23 protein-coding genes and 3 tRNA genes are annotated in these 21,704 nt (G+C 25.9%); 14 read left to right on the forward strand and 12 right to left on the reverse strand.

What is annotated here, in order from left to right; all coding sequences use genetic code 11:
* Positions 1 to 124 precede the first annotated feature (124 nt).
* The 8 genes from R5Z65_RS06850 to R5Z65_RS06885 form a co-directional block, all read right to left on the reverse strand.
* Positions 125 to 328, reverse strand: coding sequence for a DUF896 domain-containing protein (locus R5Z65_RS06850; protein WP_317368072.1), 204 nt, complete (start codon positions 326 to 328; stop codon positions 125 to 127).
* 246 nt (positions 329 to 574) lie between these two features.
* Positions 575 to 662, reverse strand: a tRNA-Ser gene (locus R5Z65_RS06855).
* A 69-nt stretch (positions 663 to 731) separates the two neighbouring features.
* Entirely contained in the window at positions 732 to 1,616 is an 885-nt protein-coding gene (locus R5Z65_RS06860; protein WP_317368099.1) for an acyltransferase domain-containing protein, read from the reverse strand.
* Complete coding sequence (locus R5Z65_RS06865; protein ID WP_317368073.1) at positions 1,609 to 2,589, reverse strand: zf-HC2 domain-containing protein; 981 nt, start codon at positions 2,587 to 2,589, stop codon at positions 1,609 to 1,611. Before R5Z65_RS06865 ends, R5Z65_RS06860 begins: the two co-directional genes overlap by 8 nt.
* A gap of 76 nt (positions 2,590 to 2,665) precedes the next feature.
* The gene (locus R5Z65_RS06870; RefSeq protein WP_317368075.1) at positions 2,666 to 3,220 is read right to left on the reverse strand and encodes a sigma-70 family RNA polymerase sigma factor; all 555 of its coding nucleotides are present in this window, start codon (positions 3,218 to 3,220) and stop codon (positions 2,666 to 2,668) included.
* Between the two features lie 12 nt (positions 3,221 to 3,232).
* Positions 3,233 to 3,733, reverse strand: a complete 501-nt coding sequence (locus R5Z65_RS06875; protein ID WP_317368076.1) for a phosphatase PAP2 family protein — start codon at positions 3,731 to 3,733, stop codon at positions 3,233 to 3,235.
* Positions 3,733 to 4,572 (reverse strand): diaminopimelate epimerase, encoded by an 840-nt coding sequence (dapF, locus tag R5Z65_RS06880; protein WP_317368078.1) that lies wholly within the window; start codon positions 4,570 to 4,572, stop codon positions 3,733 to 3,735. The genes R5Z65_RS06875 and dapF overlap by 1 nt, the downstream gene beginning before the upstream one ends.
* Positions 4,573 to 4,589: 17 nt before the next feature.
* Positions 4,590 to 5,990: an SCP2 sterol-binding domain-containing protein gene (locus tag R5Z65_RS06885; RefSeq protein WP_317368079.1), complete on the reverse strand. Its 1,401-nt coding sequence runs from the start codon at positions 5,988 to 5,990 to the stop codon at positions 4,590 to 4,592.
* A 243-nt stretch (positions 5,991 to 6,233) separates the two neighbouring features.
* On the opposite strand from R5Z65_RS06885, the gene R5Z65_RS06890 reads away from it, so the two are divergent.
* From R5Z65_RS06890 to R5Z65_RS06905, 4 genes are read left to right on the forward strand one after another with little or no spacing between them, the layout of a single operon-like run.
* A complete protein-coding gene (locus R5Z65_RS06890) occupies positions 6,234 to 7,190 on the forward strand; it encodes an iron chelate uptake ABC transporter family permease subunit (RefSeq protein ID WP_317368080.1) in 957 nt (318 codons plus the stop codon).
* An 18-nt stretch (positions 7,191 to 7,208) separates the two neighbouring features.
* On the forward strand, positions 7,209 to 8,159 hold the full coding sequence (locus tag R5Z65_RS06895; RefSeq protein WP_317368081.1) for an iron chelate uptake ABC transporter family permease subunit: 951 nt from the start codon (positions 7,209 to 7,211) through the stop codon (positions 8,157 to 8,159).
* The gene (locus R5Z65_RS06900) at positions 8,159 to 8,917 is read left to right on the forward strand and encodes an ATP-binding cassette domain-containing protein (RefSeq protein ID WP_317368082.1); all 759 of its coding nucleotides are present in this window, start codon (positions 8,159 to 8,161) and stop codon (positions 8,915 to 8,917) included. The genes R5Z65_RS06895 and R5Z65_RS06900 overlap by 1 nt, the downstream gene beginning before the upstream one ends.
* 32 nt (positions 8,918 to 8,949) lie before the next feature.
* Entirely contained in the window at positions 8,950 to 9,915 is a 966-nt protein-coding gene (locus R5Z65_RS06905; RefSeq protein ID WP_317368083.1) for a siderophore ABC transporter substrate-binding protein, read from the forward strand.
* 88 nt (positions 9,916 to 10,003) lie between these two features.
* Here R5Z65_RS06905 and R5Z65_RS06910 read toward each other — a convergent pair whose 3' ends face one another.
* Together R5Z65_RS06910 and R5Z65_RS06915 are read right to left on the reverse strand one after the other, a co-directional pair.
* Positions 10,004 to 10,534 (reverse strand): nucleoside recognition domain-containing protein, encoded by a 531-nt coding sequence (locus R5Z65_RS06910; RefSeq protein ID WP_317368084.1) that lies wholly within the window; start codon positions 10,532 to 10,534, stop codon positions 10,004 to 10,006.
* On the reverse strand, positions 10,531 to 11,112 hold the full coding sequence (locus R5Z65_RS06915) for a nucleoside recognition domain-containing protein (RefSeq protein ID WP_317368086.1): 582 nt from the start codon (positions 11,110 to 11,112) through the stop codon (positions 10,531 to 10,533). The genes R5Z65_RS06910 and R5Z65_RS06915 overlap by 4 nt, the downstream gene beginning before the upstream one ends.
* 234 nt (positions 11,113 to 11,346) lie before the next feature.
* Here R5Z65_RS06915 and R5Z65_RS06920 point away from each other — a divergent pair, with 234 nt between their 5' ends.
* From R5Z65_RS06920 to R5Z65_RS06965, 10 genes are all read left to right on the forward strand, one after another.
* Positions 11,347 to 12,930, forward strand: coding sequence for a hypothetical protein (locus tag R5Z65_RS06920; protein ID WP_317368087.1), 1,584 nt, complete (start codon positions 11,347 to 11,349; stop codon positions 12,928 to 12,930).
* Between the two features lie 49 nt (positions 12,931 to 12,979).
* Positions 12,980 to 13,591 (forward strand): N-acetylmuramoyl-L-alanine amidase CwlD, encoded by a 612-nt coding sequence (gene cwlD, locus R5Z65_RS06925; protein WP_317368088.1) that lies wholly within the window; start codon positions 12,980 to 12,982, stop codon positions 13,589 to 13,591.
* A gap of 247 nt (positions 13,592 to 13,838) precedes the next feature.
* Positions 13,839 to 14,795, forward strand: a complete 957-nt coding sequence (locus R5Z65_RS06930; RefSeq protein WP_317368089.1) for an ABC transporter substrate-binding protein — start codon at positions 13,839 to 13,841, stop codon at positions 14,793 to 14,795.
* Positions 14,785 to 15,777: an iron ABC transporter permease gene (locus R5Z65_RS06935; protein WP_317368090.1), complete on the forward strand. Its 993-nt coding sequence runs from the start codon at positions 14,785 to 14,787 to the stop codon at positions 15,775 to 15,777. The genes R5Z65_RS06930 and R5Z65_RS06935 overlap by 11 nt, the downstream gene beginning before the upstream one ends.
* A 2-nt stretch (positions 15,778 to 15,779) precedes the next feature.
* Complete coding sequence (locus R5Z65_RS06940) at positions 15,780 to 16,553, forward strand: ABC transporter ATP-binding protein (protein WP_317368091.1); 774 nt, start codon at positions 15,780 to 15,782, stop codon at positions 16,551 to 16,553.
* Positions 16,554 to 16,568: 15 nt separating this feature from the next.
* Entirely contained in the window at positions 16,569 to 17,042 is a 474-nt protein-coding gene (locus R5Z65_RS06945) for a pyridoxamine 5'-phosphate oxidase family protein (protein ID WP_317368092.1), read from the forward strand.
* Between the two features lie 34 nt (positions 17,043 to 17,076).
* Positions 17,077 to 18,123 (forward strand): iron-siderophore ABC transporter substrate-binding protein, encoded by a 1,047-nt coding sequence (locus R5Z65_RS06950; RefSeq protein WP_317368093.1) that lies wholly within the window; start codon positions 17,077 to 17,079, stop codon positions 18,121 to 18,123.
* Complete coding sequence (locus tag R5Z65_RS06955; RefSeq protein ID WP_317368095.1) at positions 18,123 to 19,121, forward strand: iron ABC transporter permease; 999 nt, start codon at positions 18,123 to 18,125, stop codon at positions 19,119 to 19,121. The genes R5Z65_RS06950 and R5Z65_RS06955 overlap by 1 nt, the downstream gene beginning before the upstream one ends.
* Complete coding sequence (locus R5Z65_RS06960) at positions 19,118 to 20,143, forward strand: iron ABC transporter permease (RefSeq protein WP_317368097.1); 1,026 nt, start codon at positions 19,118 to 19,120, stop codon at positions 20,141 to 20,143. The genes R5Z65_RS06955 and R5Z65_RS06960 overlap by 4 nt, the downstream gene beginning before the upstream one ends.
* Position 20,144: 1 nt before the next feature.
* Entirely contained in the window at positions 20,145 to 20,945 is an 801-nt protein-coding gene (locus tag R5Z65_RS06965; RefSeq protein WP_317368098.1) for an ABC transporter ATP-binding protein, read from the forward strand.
* 521 nt (positions 20,946 to 21,466) lie between these two features.
* On the opposite strand, the gene R5Z65_RS06970 is transcribed toward R5Z65_RS06965, so the two are convergent.
* A tRNA-Asp gene (locus R5Z65_RS06970) sits at positions 21,467 to 21,540 on the reverse strand.
* Positions 21,541 to 21,548: 8 nt separating this feature from the next.
* Positions 21,549 to 21,622: transfer RNA gene (locus tag R5Z65_RS06975), tRNA-Ile, on the reverse strand.
* Positions 21,623 to 21,704 lie beyond the last annotated feature (82 nt).

Below are 21,704 nucleotides of genomic sequence, written 5' to 3' on the forward strand. Positions count from 1 at the left end.
TGCTTTATTTTAGCGACTTGATTATATTACCATAACTACTTTTTAATGTCAACACTTTTTTATATTTTTTATTATAAAATATTAAAGGTATAATTAAATTTTTAATTATTAAATAAAACAATAGCTATTTAGTAAGTTTTGTTTTTGTTCCATCTTCTTCAACTATATAAACATTATCTAATATTTCTGTTTTAAACTTTTCTCTAAAGTTTTTTATATATTGTTTTCTAAGTTCCTCTCTTTCTTTCATTTCATCTTCTGTAAGACCTATAGTCTTTGCCTTATTGGCAAGTTCATTTATTCTTATTATAAGTTTATCATTTGTCATATATTATCTCCTTAAATTTTAACTTTATACATTATATAAAATAATTAATGATACTTCTAAAATTTTATTTTTAAATATATATTATAATTTTCCCTTTTTGTAGTATTGTATTCTTAATTATAATAAATCAATTTCTATTCATAAAAACTAATACAAACACTCGTATATAATTTTTCATTTAAAATATAAGTCATATCTTAATTATATTTAATAACAAAAAACCCTAAGTAAACACTTAGGGTAAAACGGAGGACAAGGGATTTGAACCCTCGCGCCGCGTTAACGACCTACTCCCTTAGCAGGGGAGCCTCTTCAGCCACTTGAGTAATCCTCCATAAGATAAGCAGTAACTTTACTGCTTGTTTATTGTATTACATATTTTATGTTTTGTCAATACATTTTTTTATATTTTTTTATTTTTTATTATTCCTGTACCAACTGTCATTTTACCACCATTTAATAAATGTATTTTTATAGCTTTTTGTAGTTTTGTTTTTGGTTGAAATTCTTTTATATCTCCACTGTATCTATCAAATGCCCATTGTAAATAATCATCACTTTCAAAATAATCAACTACTTCATAATCTTTTCTAAAATTATATATACCCCCATCTCTTTTTATAAAATCTCCAAGCTCTTTTCCTAATAGCCAACTAGAACATATAAATTCATATTCTTTGTTAAAATACTTTTTAAAAAAATCTCTTGCTTCTTTATAAGATAAATTTAATTGTTCTCTTGTACATATAGCATCATTTGGTATATGTACATTCAAAACCTGCTCGCCTTTATTAATATTCAATTTTTCAGCTGTATTTTCATCTACATTAAAAATTTCAAATTCTAATTGGCCTACTCTAAATAAAACAAGGGAAATTTGTCTCCAAACCCAAAACCCTCTATCAAAAGTATATTTTCCTGTCCACTTATATGTTTCGTTTATAAACCTAGAGAAACATTTCATTGTATCAATATACACCTTATCACTAATGTTTTTTTCTTTATATTTATCGTAGCTTCTTATAGCAAAAGCTAATAATACTGTCAATTCGCAAATTTTATCGCTATCTAAAGTATCCGTATATTGTTGTAATTTTTTATATGTTTCCTCCGCTTTTCCAAAACAAAAAAAATCATAATAAAACCCACTAATTTCACTTTCATCTATTAAGCAAATTTTTTCTGCTATTAAATTTATTATATTTTTAGGCATTTCTATTTTATAGCAAAAGTCCGATATATTTTCAATATTTAAATATCCCATATAAGCCTCTGTATTTCTAATCATTTTTTTCAAAAATCTCTATTTTTAAGTATCCATCTATTTTCTGTCCATCTAAAGCCTCAATGTTAATAGTATAAACATCTTGTTCGCAATCGCTTTCTTTAATATAAAATTCCATAATATTGTTAGATTTTTTCTCTACTAAAATATCTTGGCTTACTTTTTCAGAGTCTATATTTTCAACAAATAAAGATACATTTTCTTCAGAATTATTTTCAAAATATATACTACAAATTTGATTTTTATATAAAGCTATATCATATTTAAAGTTTTGCATATTATCATCTTTTAATATTGTTTTTTCATAAAAATAATTTTTATTAGGATTATCCTGGATAGCACGAAAATTACTAACCATTGGCGATTCTTCAACTTTAATATCGTGAGTATTTTTTCTAAATGATGTTTGTTGTGTATCATTTTCTGTTGTTTCTTCTACAATTTTTTTAGTATTTTCACTTATATTATCTTCTTCAACTTTAGATGTATTATCAGTTATCCTTTTTTTACTTGCCACTTCATTAGATGTTTTATCTAAGTAGTTTTGAGCATTTTGTTGGTTATTTATTTCTTTTGTTTTTTTCTGTACATCTGTATAATTTTCTAAACTATTTACATTATAAATATCATTTTTAACAGGACTATTTTCCATAATTTTTATTGTATAAAACCCACCTATAAAAAGTATCATTACTGCAGCAACATAAGAATACCTCTTAAAATAAGCTATTTTAGATGATTTTTTCTGTGTTTTTTGTTCATTTTTAATGCTATATAAAATTTTATGTTTTAAATCGCTTGGTGGCTCTATATCTTTAATATTCTTTAATTTTATTATAACTTTTTCTCTCTTATAGTACTCGTCTTGACATTTTTTACAATCTTTCATATGGCTTTCAAACTCTATTGCTTCAGCTTGAGAAATATGATGTTCTATATAATCATACATTTTATTGCAAACTTCTCTACAATTCATTAGCTCTACCTCCTTTACTTTTTTAGAAATAAAAATTATATAGTTTTAAACGTATTTTTATAAAAAATGTTCCATATTAAAATTTAAGCATATTTTTAAGCGTATTCCTTGCACGGTTTAACCTAGACTTTACAGTTCCTATATTAATACCCATTATTTCACTTATTTCATTATAACTAAACCCTTTTATATCCCTTAAAAATACTAATGATTTATTAATTTCATTTAAACTATTTATAGCCTGTTCTATTTCTAAAAATCCTTCTTTTTGTAAAAGAGCACTTTCTGGTGTAGGTTCATCAGAAGGCACATCTAATGAAAAACTATTTTCTTCACCTTCTATCTCTATATCAAGAGATATATTGTTCTTCCCTTTTCTTTTTCTAACTTCATCTATACAAGTATTGTAAGCAATAGTATAAACCCAAGTTTTTATACTCTGCTTGCCCTCACACTTATAAATATTTTTGTATATTTTAATAAATATTTCTTGTGTCATATCTTCTGCATCTGATGTATTATTAAATATTCTATATGCAAGGTTATAAATCATTTTTTCATATTTATCTACAATCTGTGAAAAAGCATCTAAATTGCCTTTTAATATTTCTTCTACAATTTCTATATCCATATAAACCCTCTTTTAAAATAAGATAAAAAACCCTAAAATCCCTATTATAAGACCTAAAATAAAACCAAATAAAACATCTATAGGATAGTGCAATCCTGCTAAAATCCTAAATACACCTGTTATTATTGCCAAAATTATAAAAAATATAAAATATTGAGGCAATATATATGTAAGGGCTAAGGCCAAAACCATAGCGCTGGCAGAATGGTTGCTAGGCATAGAGTTTCCACCTTTATGTGCTACCAAACTAGTTATATTTAATTTTTCAAAGGGCCTTTTAGCTTTTATCTTTTTTCTAAGTATTTTTGCTATAATAATAGTAACTAATGGTACAAATGCATATTTTATTAAAATTTTATATCCAAATTTATGGATATTATAAATAATATATATATAGCCCATTATATACATAATAAAAAATAAATAACAAGAATATATAGTAGTAAAAACTGTTAATTTTTTATGTTTATTACCAAATTTAAATAGTATATCAAATATTTTTTGATTTAGCATTATAAAAGCCAATCTCCTTCAAATACAAACCTTGCTGGCCCTGTCATATAAACATTATTATCTTCTTGGCTCCAAGATATATTTAATGTTCCGCCTAGGAGTTTTACATCTACATTTTCTCTATGGCACTTTCCATTTAAAAATGATGCTACCACTGTTGCACAAGTCCCTGTACCACAAGCAAATGTTTCTCCACTTCCTCTTTCAAAAACACGCATTTTAAGGTTATTGTTATCTAAAACCTCTACAAATTCTATATTAGCTCTTTTAGGAAATGCAGGGTTACTTTCTAAAATAGAGCCATATTTATCTACATCAAAGTTATCTACATCATCTACAAATGTGATAGCGTGAGGATTTCCCATAGATAAACAAGTAAATATAAACTCTTTATCTAAAGCCTTTAATTTTAAATTTTTTACAATTTCTTCATCTGATATAACAGGTATATCTTTAGGGTTAAATATAGGGCACCCCATATTTACTTTAACATCTAAAACAGCACCTTTATCATCTTTAAAAAATTCTAAAGTTTTTATACCTGCTAAAGTTTCAACAGTTATTATATCCTTTTTCACAATATTTTTGTCGTGTACAAATTTACCAACGCATCTTATACCATTACCACACATTTCAGATTCAGAGCCATCACTATTAAACATTCTCATTTTACAATCTGCTACATCAGAAGGCATAACAAGAATAAGCCCATCAGACCCAACTCCAAAGTTTCTATTGCTCATATTTTTAGAAAGTTCGCTAGGGTCTTCTACATTTTCTTCAAAACAATTTATATATACATAATCATTTCCACAGCCTTGCATTTTTGTAAACTTCATATATATCCTCCAAAATATTAAATAACTTTAAAAAACTGTTCAAATTTACTTATAATAACAAAATTACCTTTTACTTTTAATCTTCCAAGCATAAATGCTTTTTGCAGTGTACATTTTCCGCTAAGCACTTCTTCCCATACAATACTATCAGATATAATAGTAACATCTGCCGAAGGGAAAGTTCCTTCACTATAATTACATTCACCATTTTTTATAACAATAAATCCATTAAAATTCTCTTTACCAGATATACTAACCTGCATAACAATGTTTATATCTCCTGCAAGTTGAGGTTGAAAATAATGATGTAGGCTCTGAGTTTTTTGCTTTAGAGTACTTATACTTGGCGATATATCATTAGATTTGTTATTATTATATTTTACATATTCACTTAGTTGCCTTTTAATATTATTTTCTTCTTCATATTTTTGTCCCAAAAGCTTTGCTATATGGTCTATGTCCTCTTGAGGAGCTATATTATTATTATCTATTTGGTTATTAAACTGACTGTTATTAAACTGACTGTTATTAAATTGATTGTTCTGGTTTTGATTTAAGTATTGGTTATTGCTTTGTAATATACCATTATCAGCATTAATATTGTTATTTACGTTACTAACATTACTTTCTTGTTGACTTTTATAATGCTTTAATATTTCATTAATGTTATTTTTAGGAACATTATTATAATTGGTATTATTAGCTTGTCTTTCTATATTATTATCAATTTCCTTTTTATATAAATTAGCAACTTGGTTACCTGTCAAACTTTTTATTGGTTTATCATCTTGTTTTATAAGATTTTCTATGGATATTTCATCATTTTGTACATTAAAATTAAATGCAGGTTTTTGCATTCTAACATTAGGATTTTTAAATGGGTTTGAAGTAAAAAACTTACGGTTTTGCTTAACCATTCGGTAATAATCTTCAGCATATTTTTCTATAATTTCAGTAGTATCGTTAGATATCTCTATATTAGTTAGATAATCTTTTCCAATAAACATACTGTTTACATTTATTCCACCTAAAAATTCTATAATAGTATTCATATAATTACCAGCCATATACTCACTATTATCAGAAGATGTTATTATAGACATACAATGCTTATCTTTTAGTACGTCTTTATATAAATTATAATCTAAATGTTCTAAAAATACTTGCATAGCCCCATTTATAGCAAATCTTTGAGCTGTACACGCAAATATGACCCCTTGAGCTTTTTTAATATGGCTAAATATATTTTCAATTATAGGTTGTTTTATACCATTATAATAACCTATTTCTAATTTTGTAATATCTAATGTATTAACTTTAACGTCTATTTCATTTAATGTATTTTTAAACACGTTAAACACATAGTCCAACTTTTGCTCAAAAGGAGAAACTCCAGAATATATACAAATTATCTGCATAATAATCCTCCTGTAAAAGTTTTATTAAATTTATAAATAAATTAATTATAACATATTATAACATATATATAAAGATTAAAACACATATTTTTTACTAAAAAAGTTTAATTTAAAGACAAAATAATGTTGACAAAATTATTAGGTTATGCTAAACTAACTATCGTTAGCATTTGATAATATTAATAATAACTATTATATCCTAATATTTAGGATTTAATTATTAATATTATTTTAGGAGGTTATATGAAAATTTTTTATAAAAATTATATATATCTTATTATACTTATAATATTAAGTATAATATCTATTCAAATAGGTGTTAAAGAATTTAGTATTATTGGTGCTTTATTTAATAATACAGATGATGTTTTTTTAATAACTATAAGTAGATTACCTAGACTTTTAGCAATTATAATAACTGGTGCTGGGCTTAGTATAGCAGGCCTTATAATGCAAACAATAACTAATAATAAATTTGTATCTCCATCTACGGCAGGCACTATGGAATGGTGTAGGTTTGGTGTGTTAATATCTATGTTATTTTTTGGTGGCGACCATAAGCTAATTAAAATATTAGTTGCATTTATAATATCTTTGTTGGGTAATTTTTTGTTTATGCTAATATTAAAAAATATAAAATTAAAAAATAGCCTTATGGTTCCTCTTATAGGTATGATGTTAGGTAGTGTTGTATCTTCAATAACTGGCTTTGTATCTTATAAATACGATATTATACAAAATATCTCATCTTGGCTACAAGGCAATTTTTCTACGGTAATAAAAGGTAATTATGAAATACTATACTTAGGTATACCTGTTGCAATAATAACTTATATATATGCAAATAAATTTACTATTGCAAGTATGGGAGAGGAATTTTCAATAAATTTAGGTATAAACTACCAAAAGGTAGTAACTATAGGACTTATATTAATATCGTTTATAACATCTCTTATTGTTGTTGGTATAGGTAGTATTCCATTTGTAGGACTTATAATACCTAATATAGTTTCTATGACTAAAGGTGATAGTATAAAAAATACCATATTTAGCATTGCAATACTTGGTGCTATATTCGTTTTATTATGCGATATTATTGGTAGAATTGTTATATATCCTTATGAGATAAGTGTTAGCACAATAATAAGCGTTTTAGGTAGTATTATTTTCTTATTTATATTATTTAAAAAAGAAAAATAATTGTAAAGGAAGGAAGTTATGTCTAATAAAAAAAAGATTTTTATATTAACTATATTAATTGTAATAGCTTGTAGCATATCTTTATTTTTAGGTGTAAACGAAAGTAATATAGGGTATTTTTTACCAAAAAGAGCTAATAAAATTTTAGCAATAGCAATATCTAGCTTTTGCATAGGCTATTCTACCGTAAGTTTTCAAACAATAACAAATAATAGAATATTAACACCTAGTGTTATAGGCTTAGATTCTTTATATATGTTTTTACAAACAGTTATAGTTTATTTTTTTGGTTCTAAAACGTTGTCAATGTTAAGTGGTTATAGTAACTATTTCTTATCAATAGGATTTATGGTTTTATTTTCTTTAATACTATTTATAGTATTATTTTTAAAAGAAAATAGAAACTTATATTTTCTAATACTATCAGGTATGATTGTAGGTAATCTTTTTGGTGGTATGACAACCTTTATGCAAGTAGTATTAGACCCAAATGAATTTTTTGTTTTACAAGGTAAAATGTTTGCTAGTTTTTCTAATGTAAATGAGGAATTACTTTTTATAAGTATACTAATAATTTTAGTTGTATTTGTCTTAACTATAAAAAATTATAGTACATTAGATGTTCTATCTCTTGGTAAAGACCACGCCATTAATCTTGGTATTAACTATAATCATTTTGTTTTAAAAAATCTTATTGTTATATCTATATTAGTAGCTGTATCTACTGCTTTAACAGGACCTATTACATTTTTAGGTATATTGGTAGCAAGTATATCAAGAGAGCTTATGAAAACATACAAACATACATATAGAATATTATGCTCTGTTTTAATTGGATTTTTATTTTTAATAGTAGGACAATTTTTAGTAGAAAAAGTATTTAGCTTTAATACAACTATTGGTACAATTATAAACTTTATAGGTGGGCTATACTTTATATACTTAATATTAACGGAGGCAAAAAGGTAATGATAAAGTTAAAAAATATAACAAAAAAATATGGAGAAACACCTATTATAGACAACGTATCTTTAGATATTCCAAAAGGTCAAGTTATAGCTTTTATAGGAGCAAATGGTGCTGGCAAAAGTACATTAATATCTATAATAAGCCGTACTCTGTCTAAAAATAGTGGAGAAGTTTATATAGATGATAAAGAGCTTTCTAAATGGAACAATAACGAACTTTCTAAAAAAATTTCTATACTAAAACAGTCTAATAATTTAAACATAAGGCTTACAGTAAAAGAACTTGTTAGTTTTGGTAGGTTTCCATATTCTAAGGGTAAACTAACTAAAGAGGATAAACAACATATAAATGATGCTATAAAATATATGGGAATAGAAGATTTACAAGATAGATATTTAGATGAGCTATCTGGTGGGCAAAGACAAATGGCTTTTATTTCTATGATTATAGCCCAAGACACAGAATATGTATTTTTAGATGAACCACTTAATAATCTTGATATGCACCATTGTGTAAAAATAATGAAAAACATAAAAAGGTTATCAAGAGAAAAAAATAAAACAATTATTATTGTTATACACGATATAAATTTTGTATCTTTATACGCAGACTATATTATAGCTATGAAAAATGGCCAAATAGTAAAAAATAGTAAAAAAGATGAAATAATTAAAGAGCCTGTCCTTAAAGAGATTTACGGTATGGATATTAAAGTAAAAAATATAGATGGAGAAAATATCTGTCTATACTACTCATAAAAATATTATATAAATATAAAAGGAGATAAAAAATGAAAAAATTATTAAAATTATCATTCACACTTTTAATGGCATCTAGCTTATTTGCTTGTGGTGCTACAGAAAAAACAGCTACAAATACTTCTAAAGAAGATAGTCAAGCCACAGAGCAAGAGATTACTATCTCTCATTCTAAAGGAGAAAGCACAGTAAAATTAAATCCTAAAAAAGTTGCTGTGTTTGATATGGGTACATTAGACACAATAGATAAATTAGGCATAGATGCAGAATTTGCACTACCTTTAAAAAGTATTCCTTCATATATAACAGGGTACGAAAACTCTACTAATGCTGGTGGTATAAAAGAGCCTGACTTAGAAGCTATTTATACTTTTGCACCAGATGTTATATTTATAAGTGGTAGACAAGAAGATTTCTATGAAGAATTAAATAAAATTGCCCCTACTATATATGTTGGCATAGACTATAAAAACTATATGCAAGATTTTAAAACAAATGTAACTAATATAGGTAAAATATTTAATAAAGAAGATTTAGCATTAGAAGAATATAATAAATTAGAAGATAAAATAAATGAAGCTAAAGAAAAAGTTAAAGATATTGAGGAAAAAGCTTTAATTATTTTAACAAGTGGTGGAAAAGTAAAAGCTTATGGAAGTGGCTCAAGGTTTGGCTTTATACACGACATAATAGGTTATAAACACGCTGATGAAAATATGTATAAAGATGGAGAAGAACCTACTAGTCACGGTAAAGAAGTATCTTTTGAGTACATATCAGAGATAAATCCTGATATATTATTTGTTTTAGATAGAGATGCTGTTGTAGGTGAAGATGGAGATGCTAAATCTACATTAAACAACGATTTAGTTAATAACACAAATGCAGTAAAAAATAATAAAGTAGTTATGATAGACCCAGAATCTTGGTATATATCAGATGGTGGATTATCAGCAGTTAATACTATGATAGAAGATACTATAAGCTTATTAAAATAAAAATTAATACAATAATAAATATATAATCTTAATTTATAATTTAAAAATAATACAAAAAGATATAGGTTTTATCCTATATCTTTTTGTATTATTTCCATAATATATTACATATCCATAAACTAGCTATAACTCCAGCAAAATTTGCTATTAAAGCCCCTACTAAAGTATATTTTGTTTTTGTTATATTAACAGCCATAAAATATACACTCATAGTATAAAATACAGTTTCTGTACTACTCATCATTACGCTTACAAACTTTCCAATAAAAGAATCTGGACCATATGTTTTAAATAAATCTAATAATATACCAGTAGATGCTGATGAAGAAACAAGCCTCATAAATGTTAATGGTACAACCTCTGTTGGATACCCTATCCTTTCAGCAATAGGAGATATTATGTTACTTAATAAATCTAATGTACCAGATGCCCTTAATATACCAACGGCTACCATAAGCCCAATAAGTGTAGGTGCTATTTTAAAGACAGTTTTAAACCCGTCTTCTGCTCCGTCTACAAAGGCATCATATACATTAGTTTTTTTAGAATATCCATAAAATAATATGTAAATTAAAACAAGTGGTATCATCAAATCAGATAATAACAAAATAAATTTCATCTATATTTCCACCTTTCTATAATTTTTATTACCCATATCCCAACAACAGTAGATACTAATGTAGCAAAAAGTCCAGGTGCTATTATTTCAGATGGATTAGCAGAGTTAAATTGAGACCTATAAGCTATTATGTTTACAGATATAATTTGTAAACTAGACATATTAAATACTAAAAACATACACATAGACCTGCTAGCCTCATCTTTTTTCTTATTAATTGTTTGTAAACTTTCCATAGCTTTTATACCCGCTGGTGTTGCTGCCCAACCAAGCCCTAAAATATTAGCTATAACATTTGTAGATATATAATCTAAAGATTTATGATTTTTAGGTATATCTGGAAAAATATAGGACAAAAATGGACGCATTTTTTTACTAAGCTCTTTTATAAGTCCAGACCTATTTGCAATTTCCATCATACCAGACCACATAGCAATAATGCCCATCATCGTTACACATACAGTAATTGCCTCTTTAGATGAATCTAATATAGCTTGTGTTATATTTTGCATATTACCTGTAAAAGCAGCAACCACTATACCTATTAAAATCATACCTCCCCATAAATAATTAAGCATACCAATCAACCTTCCTTTACTTTATATAATATTCATCAATATTAACCATTATATAATTTTTCTATTTAAAATATTACTTTTCTATATAAAATAAAGCTAATTAATATATTAAATACACCTATTTAAATTTTAACTTTTTATATACATTTTTTTAAATATATACTAATTATTAAGAGTTATAAGTTTAATTTATAAAGAATATAAATATATAAAGTATTTTAAGAGGTGAGCAAATTGCAAAATAATTATATTTTAATAAATAAAAATAATGAAATACTCTCATTTTATTATGGAAAAGAAAGGAGCATTTATTGTAAAAAAACAAAAAACAACAATTATCAAACTACAGATAAAATAATTCAAAATGTTACAGATTACTTTACAGTAGATGTTGGACCTAATAAAGAGATATACGTTTTTTGTCAAAATTATAATGGCGATATTATTTTATGTGTAGAAGAAAAAGATAATTTTGTACAAAAAATTTTATTTAAAAATAAAAGTGGAGTAGCTGAAAATATTATTTTTTATCCTATATTTTTTAAAAATAATATGAGCCTTATATATAATACACCTAGCTATAATAACAATTTTTTATCTATAAGAACTCTTATTGACGGTAAAAACTGGAGTAATGAAGAAAATATAGATACACTATCTATTTTAACTAATAGTATATTTGATGTCCAAAAAATAAACCAAGATGATATTATAATTGCATATCAAAAGAGAAATAAAGATATTCAAATAGGATATAAACAAATAACTAATGGAAATATATCAAACTTTATAACAATACATAGAACAGGGTATCAAATAGTAGACTACTCTTTTATTTCATTTAAAAATATTATACATTATATATATATAACAAAAAGTTTATTTTCTAGCCAAGTAATATATAGAAGAAAAGATGAAAGTGGTATATCTAGTCCAATAGTTTTGTTTGAAGGTCAAAAAATAAAAAATTGTAATATAAACGTATTAAATAATAACTTGTATTGTAGCTTTGTTACAAATTCTAATTTATATTACTGTATGTCTGATAATTTTGGTATATCTTTTTCTGGAGTATCTAAATATAGAGGAGCTTTAACACAAGATATTGTAAAAGCAAAATTTATAACAAGCAATAACATAGAAAATAGCCTTATAAATGAAGTTTATATAGATAGTAAAAACACTTTAAATATTTATATGTTACCAGAGCTTTTGCCAAGCCTATTTAATATAAATAATAGTATAATTAATAACAAGCACAATATTCAAATAAATGAACAAGAAAAATTTATAACAAATCTAAATAATCAATTTGTAAATAACATAGAAAATAAAAATATAAATAATAACATAAATGAACCTAAAAATTATAACAATATTTCAGATAAATTTGCAAATAGAGTTCCTTTAGCAAACGACTTTATGTCTAATTTTAACCTTGAAGAATTTTCTAAGTTTAATATAAATAAAGAAAATATGTACGCAGAAAAAAATTCTAATATAAATAATAATACTTATAAAAACTCTATTTTAGAAAATAAACTAAAAATGTTAAATAGCCAATTAAATGAAAAAAATAATCAAATATTAAAATTAAATGACATTATACAAAATAAAAATAATGACCAAATAGAGATAGAAAATGTGTTAAGAGAAAAAATTAAAACTCTAGAAAATGAAAATAGTACTCTATTAGAAAAATCTAAAAATTTAGAAAAACAATTAGAAGATAGCAAAAATATAAACAAACCTATTGAAATTGAAATGGAGGTTGTAAATAATAATGATGAAATTATCTCTATTTCTAAAAAAGATTAATAAAAATAAATTTTTATTATACCTATATATTTTTATTATATTTATTGGTATGATGAAAACTTATTTTACAGAAACCGTAGAAACATTTTCTATGCCTATTGCTAGCAAAAATATAGTAATAGATGCAGGACACGGAGAATGGGACCCAGGTAAAGTAGCAAAAGATGGAACATTAGAAAAAGATATAAACCTTCAAATATCTAAATATTTACAAGGATATTTAGAGCAATCGGGGGGATTTGTTCTAACAACTAGAATAGATGATACCTCCCTGTCTAACAAAAAAAGAGAGGACTTAAAAGAAAGAAAAAATATAGCCAATAATGAAAATGTAGATTTATTAGTAAGTATACATCAAAATTCTTTTCCTAAAGAAAATGTAAAAGGAGCTCAAGTTTTTTATTATAGTGGTTCAGAAGAAAGTAAAAAATTAGCCGAATGTGTACAAAATAGATTTAAAGAAATAGATAGTACTAATAATAGAATAGCTAAAGAAAATAAAGATTATTATTTATTAAAACAAACAACTATGCCCTCTATAATTGTAGAATGTGGATTTTTATCTAACACAGAAGAAAACAATAAATTAAAAAATGAAGAATATCAAAAAAAAATAGCTTGGGCAATATATTTAGGCATATTAGATTATTACAATAATTAAAACTAAAATAATATTAAGGTTGTAGACTATGTCTACAACCTTAATATTATTTGCATATATTTTTATTCCTAAAAATTAATATGAACATACGTATATAATTTTTCCTTTTGTTTTAATAATAAAAATTTTTAATTGACAAATTAAATAATTTGTTATACCATTAATATAGTTAATATAAACTAACATATGTTAATATTATAAAATTAAAGTTAATAATAAATAACATATATTTAACAGGAGGTTATTTATGAAATTTAAAAAATTTTTATTATCTATTAGTTTAATTAGTAGTATCTTAGTTGGTTGTGGTAGCACATCAACAGAAAAAGAGAATAAGGAAAATGTTAAAGTAGAAAATAACGAAAATACAGACAATACAGATACTCCACAACAAAATGTTGAACAACAAAAGAAAATTTCAGTAGCTAGTGTAGCTATATCACAAATTTTATCAGATATGAACGTAGATATTGTTGGTAGACCTACTACAAAATTAACTTTACCAAATGAATATTTAGATGTAGCAGAAATAGGAAGCTCCTTCTCTCCAGATTTTGAAAAAGTTTTATCCGTAGGAACAGAACTTCTAATAGGTGATACTATGTTTAAAGACAAAATAGAAAAAACAGCTCAAGAATATGGTATCGAAACATTTTATGTTGACACATCTACTTACGAAGAATTTTTATCAAGTATAGATATGCTTGGCAAAAAAATAGGTAAAGAGAAAGAAGCAACAGAAATTATAGAAAAATTTAAAAAACCATTAAATGATATGACAGATATAAATAAAGATATAAAAGTAGCAATAATTATGGGTAGCTCAGAGAGCAATATGCTAGCAACAGAAAATACATATATAGGTAGCCTTGTAAAAGCATTAGGTGTAAAAAATATAGCAACAGAAGTAATTAATAATGGAGATAACCCTTTACAAGTAGACCCAAATGGATATATCAATTTAAATTTAGAGCAACTACTAAAAAATGAACCAGATATTATTTTAGCTTTTGGACACGGTAATATGGATTCTACCAAAAAGGCTTTTGAACAATTATTTAATGAAAATCCTGCTTTAAAAAGCTTAACTGCAGTTAAAAATAATAAAGTATATTATTTAGATTCTGCTATATTTGGTACATCTGCAAATAATGTTGTTGATAAAGCATTAATAGAGCTTGGGGAAATTTTAAATGAAAACTAATACAATAAAAAAAATAACCTTAATCATAATATCTTTTTTAATTTTATTTATGTTAATTTTTATATTATGTATTTTTGGAAGTGTAAAGTTTAGTGTAAAAGAAATATTTTTATCCATCTTTAATAAAAATAATAACTTATTAAATACAATAGTATATGATATAAGGTTACCACGAAATTTAATAGCTGCTTTTGTAGGTAGTGCATTAGCTGTTTCAGGTATATTATTACAAGCAGTTATGAAAAATCCTTTAGCAGACCCTGGCATAACAGGAGTATCTTCTGGAGCTAGTGTTATGGCTATTATTATACTTTTAGTATTTCCTGTTTATTCTATAATTTTACCATTAATGGCTTTTATAGGAGGGTTAATATCTTGTGCCTTAGTATTTTTATTAGCTTGGAAAAACGGCGATATAAAGCCTAATAGAATAATATTATCAGGCGTTGCAATAAATGCTATATTCGGTAGTATAATATCGCTTCTTACAATTATTTATAGTGATAGAATACAAAGTGCTTTATTATGGTTAAATGGTAGCTTAGCTCAAAAAACTTGGAACGATTTTAAACTTTTAGGTTTTTACATTACAATAGGATTACTTTTATCTTTATTTTGTATAAGACCTGCTAATATTTTGGCACTTGGTGAAAAAACTGCCCTTAACTTAGGTTTTAACGTTACGCATTTAAGGTTGTTTATATCTATCATAGGTGTATTTTTAGCAGGAGTATGTACTGCTATTGTAGGCATAATAGGATTTGTAGGGTTAATAATACCACATATATCTAGAATTATTATAGGTGATGATTATAAATATTGTTTACCTTTATCTATTTCTTTAGGTGGTATAGTTGTATTGTTAGCAGACACAATAGCTAGGACAATAGGTGGTAGTGTCGAACTACCTGTTGGTATAGTTATGTCACTTTTAGGTGGACCATTTTTCTTATATTTACTTAGAAAAAAGGAAGGTGCTTAATATTGTTAAATGTAATAGAATTAAATGCAGGTTATGAAAATAGGAAAATAATAGAAAACTTATGTTTAAGTATAAAAAAAGGCGAAATAATTTCAATAATAGGACCTAATGGCTCTGGTAAATCTACGTTACTTAGTTGTTTAACAAGGTATATTAAGCCAATGTCTGGAAATATTTTTTTAGAAAATGAGAATATTTATAGTAAATCTATAAAAGAGTTTTCTAAAAAGGTAGCTATTTTATCTCAGCATCATTCTGTAACAAGTAATGTAACAGTAAGACAGCTTGTTTCTTATGGTAGGTTGCCTCATAAAAAATGGTATGAAAGGCAAAATGAAAAAGACTATGAAATAATTGAACAAGCTATGAAATATACCAATGTTTTACATTATGAAGATAAATTTGTAAATAGTCTTTCAGGTGGAGAGCAACAAAGAGTATGGATTGCTATGACTTTAGCACAAACACCAGATTTATTACTGTTAGATGAGCCTACTACATATTTAGATATTTCTCATCAGCTAGAGCTAATGAAACTAATACATACAATAAATAAAGAGAAAAAAATAAATATAATTATGGTTTTACACGATTTAAATCAAGCAAGTGAATATAGCGACAAAATTGTGCTTATGAAAAATGGTAAAATTTTTGCCTATGGCTCACCTAAAGATGTAATAAATTGTGAAAATTTAAGAAATGTATACAATATAAAGTGTCATATTTGTGAAAATAATAATAAACTTATGATTACACCAATTGATACTTGTAAATAAGAAAGGAATAAAAAAATGAAAGAACTTTTAGCTAGTAAAAAAACAACTTTTATATCATCAATAAATGAAGACAATACTCCTCAAGCAAGCTATGCCCCTTATGTTATTATAAATGATAAAATGTATATTTATATTAGTAAAGTTGCAGAGCACTATAAAAATTTAGAAAGTAATAAAAATACTAGTGTTATGGTTATTGAAGATGAAACTAACTCACCTGTACTATTTGCTAGAAAAAGGGTAACCTTTAAAGGAGAAGCTACAAAAATATCTCAAGTAAGTGATGAGATAAAAACAAAATTTGAAAAAATACATAGTAAAAATATGATGGACGTATTATACAAAATGGACTTCGACTTTTTTGAAATAAAACTTATAGAAGGAAGACTAGTAGAGGGCTTTGGAAAAGCCTTTAATTTAACTTATAACAGCAATACAAATGATTGGGAGCAAGAACATATAATAATAGATAAAGCACATAATAGATAATTAGTTACAATGTTTATTTTACTAGGAGGAAAATATGAAATTTAAAAAAATAAGTTTAATCCTAACTTTAACTTTAGGTATTACAATTACAGGTTGCTCAAATAATTCTAAACAAACATCACAAAACAATAGTGTAGAAAATACATCTACTAGTAATAATATAAATAAAGAGCAATTCCCTATTACTATAAAACACGCATTCGGCGAAACAGTAATTGAAAACAAACCAGAACGTATAGCAACAATATCTTGGGGAAACCAAGACCTACCTTTAGCCTTTGGCATACTACCAGTTGGTGTATCAAAAGCAAACTATGGTGTTAACGATGAAACTGAGCTATTACCTTGGACAAGTGAAAAATTTAAAGAATTAGGAGAGCAATCTCCAAATGTTTTTGATGATACAGATGGATTAGATTTTGAAGCAATAAGTTCTTCAAATCCAGATGTAATTTTAGCATCATATTCAGGAATAACAAAAGAAGATTATGATTTATTAAGCCAAATAGCACCAGTTGTTGCATATCCAAAATTACCTTGGCAAACTAAATGGAGAGAACAAATACTTTTAAATTCAATAGCTATTGGTATGGAGGAAGAAGGTAAGAAACTTGTATCAGATTTAGAAAATATTATAAAAGAAGAAATTAATAAATACCCACAAATGAAAGGTAAAAATGCTGCTTTCTTTTATTTTAACCCATCTGATTTAGGAAAGTTTTTCATATACCTACCAGAAGACCCTAGAGCAGATTATCTTTTAGATTTAGGTTTTAGCCTTCCAGATAGTGTTTCAAATATTGCAAAAGATAATAATACTTTTGCTTTAGAGCTAAGTGCAGAAAATATTGATATGCTAAGTGATATAGATGTTATAGTATGCTATGGAGATGAAAACTTATTAAAAGCTTTACAAGAAGATAAATTAATGAGTACTATGCCAGCTATAAAAAGAGGTTCTGTTGCACTTATAGAAGATGGCACACCTTTAGCAGCTTCTGCCACACCATCAGCTTTGTCAATACCTTATACTATTGAAAAATATGTTAAAATAATTAGTGAGGCAGTTGATAAAATATAATGAAATACATAAATTTTATAAATATACTATTAGCAATAATTATATTATTGGTATTATGTGTATTTAGTTCATTATTATTCGGCTCTAAAAATATTGACTTATTAACAGTTCTAAATACATTAAAAAATATACATAATGACAGTTTTGATGCAATAGTTGTAAAGGAAAGAATACCCAGAACAATTTTTAGCCTACTGGCAGGTGCCTCTTTAGGTATATCAGGCACCCTTATGCAATCTATAACAAGAAATCCTATTGCAGACCCAAGTATTTTAGGGATAAATATGGGAGCTTCTTTATTTGTTGTTTTAGGCATTGCTTTTTTAGGTATTACCACCTATAAAGAATATATAGTATTAGCTTTAATAGGAGGATTAATAACAGCAATAGCCGTCTATTTTATAGCATCTATTGGCAATGGTGGAATATCTCTTATGAAACTTGCACTTTCAGGTGTTATAATAAGTTCCATTTTATCTTCACTAATAAATATGGTTATGTTGCCAAGAAGTGATGTTATGAGTAGCTTTAGATTTTGGCAAGTAGGAAGTGTTAGTGGAGTAAATTGGCAATCTATACTTTCAATGTTACCATTTATTATTATTGGTATAATATTAAGTATTGCTGTTGCACCATCATTAAATGCGTTGGCATTAGGAGATGAAGTGGCAATAGGCTTAGGGGTTAAAGTAGGACTAACTAGAATTATTAGTACTATTTCAGCAATTTTATTATGCTCTACGGTAACAGCTTTAGCAGGACCAATAGGATTTATTGGCTTAATGGCACCTCACATAATTAGAATGTTATTTGGTAATAATATTAAGTTTATAATACCTATATCGGCATTTATAGGAGGAATTATATTAACCTTTTCAGATGTTATAGGAAGACTTATAGGCTCCCCTAGTGAGCTTGAAGTTGGGATAGTTACATCATTTATAGGTGCTCCAATATTTATTATTATTTCAATGAAAGCAAAGGTTCGTTCATTATGAAAAAAACAAACAACATTAATGAAAGCTATTTAAAAAGAAGAAAAAAACTAATATTTATAACTACAATGTTATTACTAATAACATTAATCTTGTGTTTTAGTATGTTAATGATAGGCAAAGAATTTTATCCACTAAAAACAGTAATAAATGTTTTGTTAGGAGAAAAAATAGATGGTGCTAACTTTTCTATAAATACAATAAGGCTTCCAAGAATGTTAGCAGGACTTTTAGTAGGCATATCCCTTGCCATTGCTGGTAATACATTTCAAACTATATTAAGAAATTCTTTAGCAAGCCCAGATGTTATAGGTATTAGTACTAGTTCAAGTGCAGCAGCAGTGTTTTGTATTCTAGTATTAAACTACTCTGGTGTTGTTGTATCAATAATATCTACAATTTTTGGAATATTTGTAGCTATACTTATTTATATTATTTCAAAAGGAAATGTATTTTCTAATAATAGGCTTATATTAATAGGTATAGGCATTCAAACTCTGTTAAATTCATTTATTTCTTATATTATGATTAATGCAAATGAGTATGATGTTCCAGAAGCATTAAGATGGCTTAATGGTAGTTTAAATGGTGTTCAAATGAAAAGTATACCTAGCCTATTTGTTATAACTATTATTTTTACTTGTATAATATTATTTTTTGAAAATCATTTAAAAATTATGGAATTAGGAGAAGATTTATCTATTTCTTTAGGTGTAAATACTAATATAATAAGAATATTTCTTATTATAAGCTCAGTTTTTCTTATTTCTTTTTCAACTTCTGTAACAGGGCCAATATCTTTTGTAGCTTTTTTATCTGGACCAATATCTAAAAGGATACTAGGTACAGGTTGTAAAAATATATTTATATCTGGTTTAGTAGGTGCTATTTTAGTTTTATTATCTGATTTAATAGGGCAATTTGCATTAAATACAAGATATCCAGTTGGTGTTATAACAGGAGTATTAGGTGCACCATATCTTTTAATATTATTACTCAAATTAAATAAAAAAGGTGGTTTATAATATGTATAATCAACAAATACTAAAAGGTAACAATTTAGTTTTAAGCTATGAAAATAGAGAAATAATTAACAATGTAAATATAACTATCCCACCCAATAAAATAAGTGTAATAATAGGTTCTAATGGTTGTGGAAAATCTACATTATTAAAGAGCTTTGCAAGATTGTTAAAACCTAAATTAGGTAATGTAACTATAAATGATACACCTATTAAAGAGTTTCATTCTAAAAATTTGGCTCAAATTTTAGGATTATTGCCACAATCACCAATTGTCCCAGAAGGTATAAGTGTATTTGATTTAGTGTCTAGAGGTAGATTTCCTTATCAAAGCTTTTTAAAAGTAAACTCTAAAGAAGATAAAAAAGCAGTTGAAGAGGCTCTCAAAATTATGAATATTCAAGACTTAGCAAATAGAAATATAGATGAATTATCTGGTGGACAACGCCAAAGAGTATGGATAGCTATGGCTTTAGCACAACAAACAGATATATTATTATTAGATGAGCCAACGACTTACTTAGATATATCATATCAAATTGAAATTTTAGATTTATTAACAGATATAAATAAAAAACATAAAACAACAATAGTTATGGTATTACACGATATAAACTTATCTGCAAGGTATGCAGATTATATATTTGCTATAAATAAAGGAAATTTAATATGTGAAGGTATTCCTTCAAAAGTTATATCAGAAGAATTAATAAAAGAAGTATTTAATTTAGATTGTGTAGTTATTCAAGACCCTATTTCAAAAACCCCTATGATTGTACCAAAGGGTAGACATAAAATAGTTTAAGAAGATAGTTAAAGCTATCTTCTTTTTTTATACTAAATACCTTAAAAACAAAAGATAATAATTTTAGATATTTATATATAGAATATTATCTATATAAATTTTTAGGTACTTATGAACATAATATTAATTTGTGTATTTAATTTAATGCTTTTTAAAATTAATATATAAGTAAAAGTATCCTAAATTTGTATTAACTAATTTAGGACATTCTCAAAATAAATAATGTTACACACATAGTAAATCCTAATATATTTTAAAAAAATATTTAATCTTATTTAAAGACTTTATATATGTCTTTACATAAGTAAAAAATATATAATCTACTAAAAATATTAAATTCTATTTTATTTTTTACTGTTTCAGGTGTTATTTTTAATACATTAATATTTCCCTACTAAACATTATACAAACAAAAAAAGTTGTATAATGTTTAGCTTTAGTGATTTTTTTCACTACCGCTAAATACATTATATAACCAATAAAAAAAGGTAATATCTAAAATAGATATTACCTTAAAGTCACGACCCAAAAGGGGCTCGAACCCTCGACCTCTGGCGTGACAGGCCAGCGCTCTAACCAACTGAGCTATTGGGCCAAAAAAAGTGGATCCTCAGGGACTCGAACCCTGGACCGTCCGGTTATGAGCCGGATGCTCTAACCAACTGAGCTAAAGATCCATAATTTTACAATTAATATTCAATTTATAAGCCGATGAAGGGACTCGAACCCCCAACCTGCTGATTACAAGTCAGCTGCTCT

This window comes from uncultured Tyzzerella sp. (genome assembly GCF_963558545.1).
Taxonomy (GTDB): Bacteria; Bacillota; Clostridia; order Lachnospirales; family CAG-274; genus Tyzzerella.